This window comes from uncultured Porphyromonas sp., assembly GCF_938023125.1.
Lineage (GTDB): Bacteria > Bacteroidota > Bacteroidia > Bacteroidales > Porphyromonadaceae > Porphyromonas.
The window spans coordinates 121434-134728 of the sequence record NZ_CALHDW010000007.1 but is presented as its reverse complement, the minus strand read 5'-3'; the positions used below and the strand labels follow the sequence as shown (position 1 = coordinate 134728).

The following is a 13295-nucleotide window of genomic DNA, read 5'->3' as shown; positions in this document are numbered from 1 at the left end:
CGAACCTTGACAAACAGAACCAAAACCTGTTGTGCTACCATTACACCACGAGACAAAACCGTGAGCAACTCTTATCGAATTGCGAGCGCAAAGGTAGTAACTAATTCTCGATTGTGCAAATGTTTAGGGAGAAAAATCACAAATTAGTGATTATGTGAAGCCTTAGATGATGAGTTGGTCCATCGTCCGCTTGGGTACATGATGCACTTTATCCTCCGTTCGATAGTAGCGAATATCCCCATCGGGGGTAGGGAGGGGCTCTATAACAACCTCCTCAATAGGCTTGCCTAGTGCTACCACAGTAATAGGGGTGTAACGGTCTGTATCCAAGGATAATAGGTCGGACATTTTTGCACTATCAAATGCCGCCAAAATACATCCTCCGTAGCCGGAAGAGCGTGCCATTAGCGTAAGAGCCTCAAGCTGAATGCCTTCATCAAAACGGGAAGAAGCCGAAATAGTGCGATCTAATACCTGTACAACAAAAGCAACCGGACGCTCTTCTGGAGAAGGGCCTTGCCAATCCGGCAAGTATGCAGCCCAGTGGAGTAATGAAAAGACAGCATCTACTTGAGTTTTGTCCGTTATAATCCTATACTTCAGAGGCTGGGCATTCTTTGCAGAAGCAGTGTAGCGAAGCGCCTCTATCCAAGATCTAATTTCTTCCTCTGAGAGCTGTACAGAAGAATCAAAGCGACGATAACTTCGGTTGCTTTTTAGTAATGCAAGCAGTTGCTTTTTCTCCATCATAATGTGCTATTTCTATCCTTTAGATACTTACTATATAAGTTGTTCTGTTGCTGCATAAGATAAACCCTAAGCGATCGTTTCATTGTCTTATAATGCCTTAATCCGTCTCCTTTACTGTAGATACTAGATGAAGGGAGAGACAAAGGCTTGTGGAGTAGTAACGTTTGGTAGCTCAGAACACAAACAATCCATCAAGCTTTATTTTCTTGACCAACAACCGAACATAACATGTGTTATAACCAAATTAGGGGATACTTACACCTGCAACCCTCCGATAAGCTCGGCCACGTTCGTCATCTTGTGTCGCTCCAGATAGGACTCTATTCCTACTGCAATCTTCTGTGCAACAGAGGGATCCACAAAATTGTAACACCCAACTTGAATTGCAGAAGCTCCGGCAAGAAGGAATTCAATCGCATCCGAAGTAGAAGCAATTCCCCCCATACCAACGATGGGGATATGCACCTTACTAGCCACCTGCCATACCATGCGCAAGGCTATTGGCTTGACACAGGGACCCGATAGGCCTCCCGTGATCGTAGATAAAATAGGACGGCGCTTCTCGGCATCTATAGCCATCCCAAGTATGGTATTTATAAGGGAGAGACTGTCTGCTCCGGCATCCTCTACCGCCCTTGCAATCTCCGTAATGTCAGTCACGTTGGGAGAGAGTTTTACCATCAAATGCTTGGGATAAACGGCCCGTACTGCACTCACAACTTCATAGGCACCCTTGGCTGTTACACCAAAAGCCATCCCGCCCTCTTTTACATTGGGACAAGAGATGTTTAGCTCTATGGCTGGTATCTTATCTAAGGAGCCTATAAGGGCTGCGGTATTAACATAATCATCTATATTAGAACCGCTTACATTCACCAGAACCTGAGTGTCGTAATCCTTTATTTCAGGATAAATATGCTCTACAAAATAGTGAGCTCCCTTATTTTGCAACCCCACAGCGTTAAGCATCCCCGAAGGGGTCTCCGCCATTCTGGGATAGGGATTCCCCTCCCGAGGCGACCATGTGGTACCTTTTACGACAATCCCCCCGAGCCTATTTAGATCCAGAAAATCGCAGTATTCCGTGCCATAACCAAACGTTCCGGAGGCGGTCATTACAGGGTTTCTCAATACCAACCCCTTCCCAAGATCTATCGTTGTATCTATTGTATTGCTCATGACCATAGTAATTCTTCCGTTCTAAAGACCGGGCCTTCTGTACAAGTACATTTATGCCCTTCGGTTGTATTTTCCACACAGCAAAGGCAAGCCCCGATCCCACAAGCCATTTTATTTTCGAGGGAAACTTCGCAGGGGATAGAGTGCTGCTTTGCCCATCGGGCTACACTCTTCATCATGGGGAGTGGACCGCATGTATATACACTACTATAAATAGGTGTAGCACATATACTATGATCGGTTACTCGCCCCTTTTCGCCAAAGGAGGCATCTTCGGTAGTGCAATAGAGATCCCCTATATTTTTGAATTCATCCTGCAGTACGAGAAGAGACTTCGTTCGAGCTCCTAGCAAAAACGTAGGTTTGATACCCTCTTGCTGCAATTTTTTCCCGAGCATGAGTAGAGGGGCAATACCTACTCCCCCTCCTATTAATAAGGGAACCTCCCCGGAGAAGTCTGAGAAATAGGAGAATCCATTCCCTAGGGGAGCAATAAGATCGATAGTAGCCCCTGGAGCAAGGGTGCACCAATAGGACGATGCCAATCCCACTTTCTGCACAAGCAGCACAAGGCAATGCGTCTCGCTATTATAGTCACATATAGATATAGGGCGGCGCAGAAAAGCACCACTTTCTTTGGCGAGCAATTGTGCAAATTGCCCCGGCCTCATCTCTCCCTGATAGCTCTTCGGGAGCTCTAATTCCAGTCTATAGTAACTCTCGTTGAGTGCACTGTTGGATCGAATTGTGCTTTGTAAAATCTCTTTCTTCATTCACTAAGGTGTCATTCGTTTCTCTCAGCAAAGATACAGCCAACAAGTCAAACGAACCTTATTTGAGCACAAAGGTCTCAAAGCTCCCATCCGAATAAAAGACGCGAATTTCGGTAATACTCCTTTTTTCTATGGAGTTTTGCTGTGAAAGGGTCTCAGAGACCACTTTACTAATCAAATCCTCCGGGATTTCTCTAGATGGAGCTAGTTTTTCTGCACTGTTTTCCCAGGCTTTTTGATTTGTATTTTGCTGATATACAGAAGTATCAAGACCTTCTCCAAAGCTATTTTCGAGGAATAAACCCTCTCTATTTTTCGATATTTCAATTCGCTCTTCCCCCTGCCCAAGAATAATCCACGTAGGATTCCATTCCGGGAAGCCTTTAGCGATTTTTAGGAGAGTGGAGAGAGAAGGTTTGTTTCTATTCTCTAACGTTTGGGAAAATGTAGCAGGAGGAATACCTGCTTGTTCGGCAAAAGTTTTTGCTGTCATGCCCAAAGACTCCATCATGTAGCGAAGTCTCTGAGTAATTTGATCTATAATGGCAGGGATATTGTCCATAATTTCCAGTAAATCTAGATTCTCATTTCCACACCACAAATATACAAATGATTTTCCACTTCATGGTTATGCCTTTTATTTTTACAAGCGGTTTTTCTAGTCAAATGCATTTGCAATTCTCATTCCTCGGATATGCATATACGAATTACACTCTATATTGTTTCTCAGTAAAAGTCCCATTTCACTCTTTATCAGCACAATAAGTACCATTTATGCAGTCTGTAGGATAGAATGAATAGCAACAGAGAACTACTCCCCTAGAAGTCGGATACAAAACCTCAGTATGCAACAATATTGAATTCATTTTCAGATACTTACTAACAATTTTCAGCCTATCATATTATAAAAACCAGGTGGGTTCTCAATTAAGAATCGGAGGGAAAATGCAAATCAAACACATCCAAACCATGATGGTAATGACCTACTCCCCATAGCTATTCAAATGGTTTTGCAAAATACGTTTATGTAAATGCAAATGAAAACAGCGTAAAAACATTCATTTAAAACATGAAAATGAAGAATTCAAAGGGAGTGATCGAAAACCCTCTCCTCCCTTTCGAAGGGTGAAAAAAGTGCCGGATTTCGCTTTTTCAATATTTCTATCCTGACGAGTGGTGAGGCTAGAATATTGAAAAATTGAAGGCTTACATTATGTTCGATTCAAAATCCGAAAATCGAGGATCTAGAAGAGGAAAAAATTTCTCCAACAGCATCCTCCCCTAACCACTCTCCATGCGCATAAAAATTTAGAAGCAGAAGAGCCGAGAAGATAGTAGCCGGAAAATAAAATTATTCTGAGTAGAACTAAAATTTATTCTACCCTACTTCTTGTAAAAAACAGAGCTAAAAGGGAAAGAAAACCAGCGAAGAAATATTCAGAGGAATAGGCAAAAAAAAGTACCCCTTGACTATATCAAAGAGCACTTTGCTACAAAAAAGGAAATGATCTCCCCTCCTCTATTTCGAGTTGGGGAGGTCTATAAGCGCGAGAAATTCATCCTCAGATAGAAGAGGAATACCTAGGGCAAGGGCTTTCTCTCGCTTGCTGGGGCCCATATCTTCTCCGGCCAAGATGAAGGATGTTTTCTGGGAAATAGAAGAGACTTTCTTCCCACCGAACTGCTCTATAATCTGCGTATACTCGTCTCGAGAATGCCGACTAAAGGTTCCACTTATCACGATAGATTTTCCCTCCAGAGGGCGCGAAATCGCTTCAGAAAAGCCTTCTTCCGAGGGGTTGGATAAGGTCACTCCAAACTCTTTGAGGGCTGCAATAATCTTCTGATTACGCTCATCGGCAAAGAAAGAGACTATGCTCTCAGCAATGCGTTCGCCAATACCATCTAGAGTTTGTAGCTCCTCTTGGGAGGCTTCCATCAGAGCTTCAATCGAATTGAAGGTGCGGGTTAGGATTTTTGCCACGTTTTCTCCTACATAGCGAATACCCAATCCAAATAAAATGGCAGGGAACGGACGCGATTTGGATTGCTCTATACTACCGAGAAGATTCCCCGTAGCGCATTCCTTAAACCCATCAAGGGAGAGAATATCATCAGCTGTAAGGCGATACAAATCGCAGATAGATTTGACAAAACCACGGCTATAAAGAGCCTCTATCGTCTCGGGACCAATGGTAATATCGGCAGCCTTTCGTTGTGCATAATGCTCTATGGAACCCTTTATTTGCATAGGGCATCCTAGTTTATTCGGACAGAAATATCCGACTTCACCCTCAGCCTTTATAAGGGTTGTACCACAGTCCGGACAGGCAGAAGGAAAGACGATTGGCAGGGCATCAGACTGCCGAAGAGATTTGTCAACTCCTGCTATTTTAGGGATGATTTCACCCCCTTTTTCCACATATACATAGTCCTTTTGGTGCAGATCCAATGAGAGGATAAAGTCAGCATTATGCAGGGTGGCTCGGCGCACTACCGTACCCGAAATTAGGATGGGAGCAAGGTTGGCAACAGGGGTAATAATCCCGGTTCTTCCCACTTGATAGGAGACGTCGATCAACTGGGTTGAAGCCCGCTCCGGTTGGTATTTATAGGCGATAGCCCAACGTGGTCCTTTGGCCGTAAAACCGATTGTTTGCTGTAATGCAAGGGAATCCACCTTGAGAACAATCCCATCGGTGGCAAAAGGCAGGGAGCGACGTGCTGTATCCCAATGATCAATAAAGGCGTACACCTCCTCCAGCGTAGAGCATTGAGCGCTATAGTCCGAGACCTTTACGCCCCAAGATTTTGCCAAGCGGAGACGTTCTGCATGGCTATCGATAGCTAACCCATCCACCAATAAATAGTAGAAGAAGGCATCAAGTCTGCGCTCTGATACTACGCTGGTATCTAGCTGTTTCAAGGTTCCTGATGCAGCATTTCTCGGATTGGCAAATGGGTCTTTTCCCTCTGCCAATCGTTGGCTATTTATCCGCTCAAATTCGTCGTATGGGAGCAAAATCTCCCCTCTCACTTCTACTCTGGGGGGGATATTCTCCCCTAATAGTCGGAGGGGGATTGAGCGAATTGTGCGAATATTGTTGGTAACATCGTCGCCCTCAATTCCGTCTCCTCTGGTAATTGCTCGGCTAAGCTCTCCATTGAGATAGACAACGGCAATAGAAAGGCCATCGAACTTGAGTTCGCAATCTAGGGTCAAAGAGCCATTCCCCGAGTGCAAACGGTGCCAAAACTCCCGTACCTCGTCATAATTGTAGGTATTGGATAAGGAAAGCATAGGGGCGGAATGCCGCACTGAGACAAAGCTGGGATTCCGATCGCTCCCGACTCGTTGAGTGGGAGAGGTGGGGGTAATAAGCTCGGGATGCTGCGCCTCCAGATCTATCAATTGTTGCATCAAACGGTCGAATTCTACGTCGGAAATGTCGGGCGTAGCAAGCACATAATAACGATAATTATGCTGTTCGATTTCGCTCCTTAGCTGCTCTATTCTCTCTTCTACTCCGGGCATAATTGATATATAATTAGATCTTGATAGGCACCATGTTGCCACTGCCATTGGGGTAATTGAGCTATCCTTTTATAGTGGCTTTGATCAAAAAATAGCACGGCCTTGGCATTGTCTCCCACCACTTCTGCATACAATTGATGCAGGCGTAATACGTCAAAAGTATAATGCTCTATACACGATAACATCCGTCTTCCGTAGCCCTTATGCTGCCACGAGGGTAGCACAACGAGCCCCACGGCAGCTCGCCGATGGAAATGGTCGTAGTTGTAAAGCTCTATGTATCCTATGGGGGTGGGAGTTCCCTCTCCTGGGAACTTTACTTCTGCAATGAGCATGAGAGAGCCGTTTTCTAGGAGATGCGAATTACCAACCTGAGCAAACTGCTGCGCCTGGAACCTCGCCAACGGCTCGTATAGGGTGTTACTTTCAGCAAGAGAAGGGTCATTTTCCCAAGAGTGAAGCAACCGGGCATCCTCCGGCTCCACAAGGCGTAGAGCAAGTTCTTTATCCCTCAAACAGTCCAATCTCATGGGTTCGTCCTTAATGGGTTATACTCTTCTTTTTTCGTTTTATCGGAAAGATAGAGTGAAGTCGCTCCTATCTCGCAAAGCTCTTGCAAGGGTAACTTCATCAGTATATTCTAGTTCATCCCCCATAGCAATCCCTCTTGAGAGTAAACTTACATGCACCCCTAGAGGGGCTAAACGCTTGTAGATATAAAAGTTGGTGGTCTCCCCTTCCATGGTGGGACTAATGGCTAAGATAACCTCTTTTATTTGCTCTTTGGGGATACGCTCCACAAGAGACTCTATCTCTAGGTCTTGGGGGGCAATTCCATCGATGGGGGATATAACCCCACCTAATACATGGTATAATCCTTTGTACTGCGCAGTGCGTTCGACAGCCATAACATCGCGGATATTCTCCACTACACAGATGGTTTGTGTATCGCGAGAGGGATCTGAACAGATGGGACAGCAAGGGCTGTCGCTTATATTATGACACCTCTCGCAATAGATGATATTCTCCCTCAATTCTATGATGGAAGAACCTAATAAATTGGCAAAGCTCTCCGGTCGGCGCAAAATATAAAGAGCCAACCGAAGAGCTGTTTTCCGCCCGACACCGGGCAATAGAGATAGTTGGTCTACGGCTTTTTCGAGCCACTTAGACGGATATTTCGAAGTCATTTAATCGTCGAAAACATCTAAGTCATTACCCTCTTTGTCGTAAAACTTATAGTCTAAGAATGCAATACTTTGGTCTTCTACCAACTTAAGTCCACGAGAGTACTTCTTACGCCATCGAGAAAAAACAGATGGAGAGAAGATCTCATGCCTCTGTAGGTAGGCAGCAACATAGGGGTTTACATGCAAATTGCATTGTCTTACATTATGGTCCACCATAAGGTCGGCCACCTTTTTTTCTATCTGCTCAACAAGGAGTATTGAGGCTTGCATTTTGCCCGTACCCATACAAGTAGGGCACGTTTCTTCGGTATGCTCGGTAGTTGCTTCGCGCACTCTTTGGCGCGTTATCTGCATGACACAGAACTTACTAAGCGGGAGAATATTGTGTTTAGCTCGGTCTGTCTTCATAAGAGCCCTCATGTGATCGTACAACTGTTTACAATGCTGAGGGTCGTTCATATCGATAAAGTCTACAACAATGATTCCGCCCATGTCTCGTAATCGAAGTTGACGTGCAAGTTCTTCCGCGGCAGAGAGATTCACATCCAGAGCTGTATCTTCTTGCGCATTCGATTTGCGAGAGCGATTGCCACTATTTACGTCAACTACGTGCATTGCCTCCGTCTTTTCGATAATGAGGTATGCCCCACCCTTGTAGGTTACAGTGCGCCCAAAGAGTGATTTTACTTGCCTAGTTACGTCGTAGTGATCAAAGATGGGTTTGCTATTGTCGTAGTACGATACTATGTCTGTGCTATCGGGAGCTATAGTCGAAATATAGTCCTTAATAGCCCCATACATATCCTTGTCGTTTATAGCAATCTCCGTATAGGTAGCGGCACTAAAGGTATCCCTTAATAGACTTAGTGCTCTATTGGGTTCGGCACAAATGAGCGTGGGAGCTTTTGCTCGAGGGAGCTTCTTGACGCTATCGTTCCATCGACTGACCAAACGATTGAGCTCCGCATGTAGCTCTAGAGCCTTTTTTCCGATCGCTGAGGTGCGTATCACCACAGTAAATCCCTCCGGCTTAATACTCTGTATGAGGCTTTTGAGCCGCTTACTTTCTTCCTTTGAAGAGATTTTTTTCGATACAGAAACCTTGTTGCCAAAGGGGAATAGCACCATGCTACGTCCTGCAAGAGATAACGTAGTCGATAGGCGAGCTCCTTTGGTCGAGATAGGCTCTTTTGTTACTTGTACCAATAGGGTTTGACCGGCTGATAAGACGTTCTCTATCTTACCCTCACGAGGGAGGGCAACACCCGGTGCTACCTTGGTGAGAGGAGGGAGGTTACGGCCTTGGGCTATCATCTTTAGATAATTTTCGGTAGCTCCAAACTCCATCCCCAAATCATAATAATGTAAGAAAGCATCCTGCCCAGACCCTATATCCACAAAAGCTGCATTCAGCCCGGGCATAATCTTCCGTACCTTTCCGAGATAAATATCCCCGACGGCGCAAGAAGAATTGCTCTTTTCTCGCTGAAATTCCACGAGTTTGCGATCCTCAAGAAGGGCCATAGCCACCTCTTTGGGCCGTACATCAATGATTAATTGACTATCCACGTGTTTCTTTTGTTTACTTGTGATATAATCTTTGGTAGTCTGCTACCAATCCTGAAGAAACGCAAAACCCATGTACCTTGGTACAAAGGATTCATCTCATCTCTTCGGGATACGAAATCGGACCTTTACGCCACTTCCCCATTATATATAACCACGCAAGAGGGATACTGCCCGCATTTAGGAGTTCCCTCTTACGAAGAGCTTGTAATGGTTCGGCACAAGCCCGAACCCTAAAACAGCCCAAAGGCTGTAGGGTTACTTCTTCTTATGACGATTCTTCTTCAAACGTTTTTTACGCTTGTGCGTTGCCATCTTGTGTCTTTTTCTCTTCTTACCACTTGGCATATTGTCTCCAAATTAAAGGGTGAAACTTACTTTGTTTATTGTTTTTTGTAGCTCTTAATCTATAAAAGAATAGAACTACTTTTTTGTTTACTTCTTGATCTCTGTTCCCCCCAGCATCTCAGAGAATACTTTAGAAGGCTTGAAGCTGGGAACATTGTGCTTCGGGATAATAATAGCCTCCTTCTTTGAGATGTTGCGAGCTATCTTCTGAGCTCTCTCTCTAATAACAAAACTACCAAACCCTCTGAGATAGATATTGTTGCCCTGAGCCATCTCATCCTTGACAACATCCATAAAAGTCTCTACGGTACGCAATACTTCGTCACGATCTAATCCTGTTCTCTTAGCTATCTGAGCCACAAGGTCTGCCTTTGTCATTACTATCTTTATTTATAATTATCTGATACTCTATACAGTTTCGGTGTACAAAGGTAGCAATTAATTCGCTTTGAAATACAGACTTGCAGTATTTTCATCTCACTAAGAAACGAAGCACAACCGAGAAACGGAGAAAATGCTGCTGCCCTAGACTTAAAAACATATAGGCCTGGAGCAATATTTTTCTTGGGTAGAAATAGGAAATTTCTCAGCCAGAAACCGAGAGGATTATTGGGCTAAATATTTTTTGATACCACCCTATTTTCTTGGGGTTTTTCCCGAGCACTAATCCTCTAGCTAGGAAGCAAAATCTCTTCTGAGAGCATCCGAATCTATCGGGCTAGGCTCCCGAAAAAGCCTCTTATGCCCCCTTCCTCTAAAGCTCCAGAATCTTTTTCGCCAATTATTCGTGCTAATCCCTTATAAGTTGGTAACTTTGGGGCGGAAACGAAATCTGCTCACCATTTAACCTTTGCTCAAGGGTTGGGGAGTCGTGGGTAGAGTTTGTTATTTAGGCAACAGATAACATATTAATATAATGACAGGAACCATGAAGAAGGCTATTACATTAGCCGAGCTCACCGCCAAGTTTCACGACGGTATGTCTGTGATGATGGGCGGATTCTTGGGGAATGGAACCCCGGAACGAATTGTAGACGCCCTCGTAGAGAGCGGCGTTAAGGATCTCACTCTCATTACCAACGACACCTCGTATCCCGAGAAGGGCTGCGGACGTCTTATTGCCAATCATCAGGTAAAGAAGCTTATTGTATCACACATTGGTACGAATCCTCTCACAGGAGAGCAACTTAATGATGGCTCGCTAGAAGTGGAGTTTAGCCCTCAAGGCACGTTGGCCGAACGTATTCGTTGCGGAGGCTCTGGGCTTGGTGGCGCACTTACTGCCACAGGTTTGGGTACTGTTATCGCTGAGGGTAAGGAGTTGGTAAAGGTTGATGGAAAAGAGTATCTGCTTGAGAAGCCTATCCGTGCAGAGTTTGCTTTCCTCAAAGGATCTATTGGCGACGAAAAGGGGAACCTAGTATATAAAGGAACCTCACAAAACTTCCAACCTCTCATGGCAATGGCTGCAGATACCGTTGTAGTGGAGATCGAAGAGTTGGTACCAGTGGGTGCAATAGAGCCTCATGCTGTACATACCCCCAGCATTTTTGTTGACCATATCGTGGTCGATAAATAAACCATTAATCAGAAGTATAAACACTATACTAATACAATAAAGTTTATGAGTAATCCTAAATCTATGATTCGTCTGCGTATGTCTCAAGCAGATGCACACTATGGTGGCAATCTTGTAGATGGCGCACGCATGCTACAGCTCTTTGGTGATGTAGCAACAGAGCTTCTTATCATCCAAGATGGTGACGAAGGTCTCTTTTGTGCCTATGACAGTGTAGAGTTTCTAAATCCTGTATATGCAGGGGACTACATCGAAGCTGTAGGGGAGATAACCCATGTGGGTAACTCTTCTCGCAAGATGACATTTGAGGCTCGCAAGGTGATTAAGCCCCGTCCTGACCTCTGTGACTCTGCAGCTGATGTATTGCCAGAACCCATCGTAGTATGTCGTGCTACCGGTACTTGTGTAGTACCCGTTAAGTGCCAACGCAATAAATAAGGTATAGTTGAGAATGGAAAAACTCATTATTACAGCTGCCATCTGTGGAGCAGAGGTAACCAAGGAGCAGAATCCTGCGGTACCCTACACTGTAGAAGAGATTGTGCGTGAGGCTAAAAGTGCCTACGATGCCGGTGCAGCCGTTGTACATATCCACGTACGCGAAGACGATGGAACGCCCACTCAGAGCCGGGATCGTTTTAAAGTGTGTATGGATGCTGTGCACGAGGCTTGTCCCGATGTTATTCTTATCCCCTCTACCGGAGGTGCTGTTGGGATGACTGCAGAAGAGCGTTTGCAACCTACAGAGCTATTCCCTGAGATGGCAACGTTGGATTGTGGTACGTGCAACTTCGGGGACGAAGTCTTCGAAAACACCATGCCCATGATGCGTGCCTTTGGCAAGAGAATGCTCGAAAACAATATCAAACCCGAGTACGAATGCTTCGAAATGGGGCACCTAGATACAATCTTGCGCATGGCTGCCAAGGGAGAAGTGCCTGGCGATCCTATGCAGTTTAATTTCGTATTGGGCGTTCCGGGCTGTACGCCTGCAACAGTAGAAAACCTTGTATGGCTCGTTAATCGCATCCCTGCAGGTTCTACTTGGACTGCGACAGGTATTGGCCGCAGCGCCTTTACTCTAGCCGCTCCCACCATCGTAATGGGAGGAAATGTTCGTGTTGGCTTCGAAGACAATTTGAATATTTCTCGTGGAGTGCTTGCTCGCTCTAATGGAGAGTTGGTAGAAAAAGTGGTACGTCTATCCCGAGAATTAGGTCGTGAGATCGCCTCGCCTGCTGAGGCTCGTGCCATCCTCTCTCTTCGTCCACTAAAGTAATCTTTCATCATAAATCGATTTAATTCAATCAAATTCGTTCTATGCAAAAAAAAGGCAACAAATATGGTACGCACCGCGTACTCGATCCTCAAGGCGTACTTCCACAGCCTGCTAACAAAATTGACAACAACATGGATGAGATCTACGACAACGAGATCCTCATTGATGTACAGACTTTAAATATTGACTCTGCTAGCTTTACACAGATCCACGAGCAAGCCGGTGGCGATAAGGAAAAAATTGCTGAAATCATGCTCGGTATCGTTGCAAAGCAAGGTAAACACCGCAACCCTGTAACAGGTTCTGGTGGTATGCTCCTCGGGACTGTTGAGAAGATTGGTGATGCCCTCAAAGGTAAAATTGACCTCAAAGAAGGAGATAAGATTGCGACTCTCGTATCTCTATCTCTTACTCCCCTTCGCATTGATAAGATCAAAGAAATTCGCTCTGATGTAGACCAAGTAGACATCGACGGTAAGGCAATTCTTTTCGAAAGCGGTATCTATGCTAAGATCCCTACAGACCTTCCCGAAAAGCTAGCTCTCTCTGCTCTCGACGTTGCAGGTGCTCCCGCTCAAACAGCTAAGCTTGTAAAGCCCGGCGATACAGTATTGATCATTGGTGCCGGTGGTAAGAGCGGTATGCTTTGCTGCTACGAAGCTATGAAGCGTGCCGGTGTTACAGGTAAGGTAATCGGTCTCTGCCACTCTCAAAAGAGCGCAGATCGTCTCAAAGCTCTAGGCTTCTGTCACACAGTATTTACAGCAGATGCTACACAGCCCGTACCCGTAATGGAAAAGATCTCTGAGCTAACAGGTGGCCAAATGTGCGATGTTACGATCAATAATGTAAACATCCCCGATACTGAGATGACAAGTATCCTCTGCACCAAGAACGATGGTGTTGTATACTTCTTCTCTATGGCAACCAGCTTCACCAAGGCAGCTCTTGGTGCAGAAGGTGTTGGTAGCGATGTTACTATGATTGTAGGTAATGGCTATACAAAGGGTCATGCCGAAATCACGCTACAAGAACTCAGAGAAAACGAAGCTCTCCGTAAGATCTTTACCGATCTATACGCTTAATTTGACCTAGA

The 13295-nt window shown here is 45.0% G+C and carries 13 protein-coding genes; 4 read left to right on the top strand and 9 right to left on the bottom strand.

Going from position 1 to position 13295, the window contains the following annotated elements; translation table 11 throughout:
- Nucleotides 1-162 precede the first annotated feature (162 nt).
- The 9 genes from Q0090_RS02505 to Q0090_RS02465 all read right to left on the bottom strand — a co-directional run bounded on the left by Q0090_RS02505 (nucleotide 163) and on the right by Q0090_RS02465 (nucleotide 9719).
- Entirely contained in the window at nucleotides 163-750 is a 588-nt protein-coding gene (locus Q0090_RS02505; RefSeq protein WP_297947114.1) for a nitroreductase family protein, read from the bottom strand.
- Nucleotides 751-1005: 255 nt separating this feature from the next.
- The gene (locus Q0090_RS02500) at nucleotides 1006-1929 is read right to left on the bottom strand and encodes a dihydroorotate dehydrogenase (RefSeq protein ID WP_297947112.1); all 924 of its coding nucleotides are present in this window, start codon (nucleotides 1927-1929) and stop codon (nucleotides 1006-1008) included.
- The gene (locus Q0090_RS02495; RefSeq protein WP_297947111.1) at nucleotides 1926-2702 is read right to left on the bottom strand and encodes a dihydroorotate dehydrogenase electron transfer subunit; all 777 of its coding nucleotides are present in this window, start codon (nucleotides 2700-2702) and stop codon (nucleotides 1926-1928) included. The genes Q0090_RS02500 and Q0090_RS02495 overlap by 4 nt, the downstream gene beginning before the upstream one ends.
- Nucleotides 2703-2760: 58 nt before the next feature.
- Nucleotides 2761-3264 (bottom strand): helix-turn-helix transcriptional regulator, encoded by a 504-nt coding sequence (locus tag Q0090_RS02490; protein WP_297947109.1) that lies wholly within the window; start codon nucleotides 3262-3264, stop codon nucleotides 2761-2763.
- A gap of 957 nt (nucleotides 3265-4221) precedes the next feature.
- Nucleotides 4222-6237, bottom strand: a complete 2016-nt coding sequence (gene ligA / locus Q0090_RS02485) for an NAD-dependent DNA ligase LigA (RefSeq protein ID WP_297947107.1) — start codon at nucleotides 6235-6237, stop codon at nucleotides 4222-4224.
- Nucleotides 6225-6752 carry a GNAT family protein gene (locus tag Q0090_RS02480; RefSeq protein ID WP_297947105.1) on the bottom strand — a complete coding sequence of 176 codons (528 nt, stop codon included), beginning with the start codon at nucleotides 6750-6752 and terminating at the stop codon, nucleotides 6225-6227. Before Q0090_RS02480 ends, ligA begins: the two co-directional genes overlap by 13 nt.
- Before the next feature lie 54 nt (nucleotides 6753-6806).
- Nucleotides 6807-7427, bottom strand: a complete 621-nt coding sequence (gene recR / locus Q0090_RS02475) for a recombination mediator RecR (protein ID WP_297947103.1) — start codon at nucleotides 7425-7427, stop codon at nucleotides 6807-6809.
- Nucleotides 7428-8996 carry an Rne/Rng family ribonuclease gene (locus Q0090_RS02470; protein ID WP_297947101.1) on the bottom strand — a complete coding sequence of 523 codons (1569 nt, stop codon included), beginning with the start codon at nucleotides 8994-8996 and terminating at the stop codon, nucleotides 7428-7430.
- Nucleotides 8997-9428: 432 nt separating this feature from the next.
- The gene (locus tag Q0090_RS02465; RefSeq protein ID WP_004334174.1) at nucleotides 9429-9719 is read right to left on the bottom strand and encodes an HU family DNA-binding protein; all 291 of its coding nucleotides are present in this window, start codon (nucleotides 9717-9719) and stop codon (nucleotides 9429-9431) included.
- 550 nt (nucleotides 9720-10269) lie between these two features.
- On the opposite strand from Q0090_RS02465, the gene Q0090_RS02460 reads away from it, so the two are divergent.
- From Q0090_RS02460 to Q0090_RS02445, 4 genes are read left to right on the top strand one after another with little or no spacing between them, the layout of a single operon-like run.
- Entirely contained in the window at nucleotides 10270-10920 is a 651-nt protein-coding gene (locus Q0090_RS02460) for a CoA transferase subunit A (RefSeq protein ID WP_297947129.1), read from the top strand.
- Between the two features lie 45 nt (nucleotides 10921-10965).
- Nucleotides 10966-11358 carry a hotdog fold domain-containing protein gene (locus Q0090_RS02455; protein WP_297947099.1) on the top strand — a complete coding sequence of 131 codons (393 nt, stop codon included), beginning with the start codon at nucleotides 10966-10968 and terminating at the stop codon, nucleotides 11356-11358.
- A gap of 13 nt (nucleotides 11359-11371) precedes the next feature.
- On the top strand, nucleotides 11372-12199 hold the full coding sequence (locus Q0090_RS02450; RefSeq protein ID WP_297947097.1) for a 3-keto-5-aminohexanoate cleavage protein: 828 nt from the start codon (nucleotides 11372-11374) through the stop codon (nucleotides 12197-12199).
- 41 nt (nucleotides 12200-12240) lie between these two features.
- Nucleotides 12241-13284: a zinc-binding dehydrogenase gene (locus Q0090_RS02445; protein ID WP_297947096.1), complete on the top strand. Its 1044-nt coding sequence runs from the start codon at nucleotides 12241-12243 to the stop codon at nucleotides 13282-13284.
- Nucleotides 13285-13295 lie beyond the last annotated feature (11 nt).

Excerpts from the sequence above, each read along its gene's own strand:
- Q0090_RS02505 (WP_297947114.1), bottom strand. The coding sequence starts at position 750 with ATGATGGAGAAAAAGCAACTGCTTGCATTACTAAAAAGCAACCGAAGT.
- recR (WP_297947103.1), bottom strand. The coding sequence starts at position 7,427 with ATGACTTCGAAATATCCGTCTAAGTGGCTCGAAAAAGCCGTAGACCAA.
- Q0090_RS02495 (WP_297947111.1), bottom strand. The coding sequence starts at position 2,702 with ATGAAGAAAGAGATTTTACAAAGCACAATTCGATCCAACAGTGCACTC.
- Q0090_RS02460 (WP_297947129.1), top strand. The coding sequence starts at position 10,270 with ATGAAGAAGGCTATTACATTAGCCGAGCTCACCGCCAAGTTTCACGAC.
- ligA (WP_297947107.1), bottom strand. The coding sequence starts at position 6,237 with ATGCCCGGAGTAGAAGAGAGAATAGAGCAGCTAAGGAGCGAAATCGAA.
- Q0090_RS02490 (WP_297947109.1), bottom strand. The coding sequence starts at position 3,264 with ATGGACAATATCCCTGCCATTATAGATCAAATTACTCAGAGACTTCGC.
- Q0090_RS02445 (WP_297947096.1), top strand. The coding sequence starts at position 12,241 with ATGCAAAAAAAAGGCAACAAATATGGTACGCACCGCGTACTCGATCCT.
- Q0090_RS02455 (WP_297947099.1), top strand. The coding sequence starts at position 10,966 with ATGAGTAATCCTAAATCTATGATTCGTCTGCGTATGTCTCAAGCAGAT.
- Q0090_RS02500 (WP_297947112.1), bottom strand. The coding sequence starts at position 1,929 with ATGAGCAATACAATAGATACAACGATAGATCTTGGGAAGGGGTTGGTA.
- Q0090_RS02450 (WP_297947097.1), top strand. The coding sequence starts at position 11,372 with ATGGAAAAACTCATTATTACAGCTGCCATCTGTGGAGCAGAGGTAACC.
- Q0090_RS02465 (WP_004334174.1), bottom strand. The coding sequence starts at position 9,719 with ATGACAAAGGCAGACCTTGTGGCTCAGATAGCTAAGAGAACAGGATTA.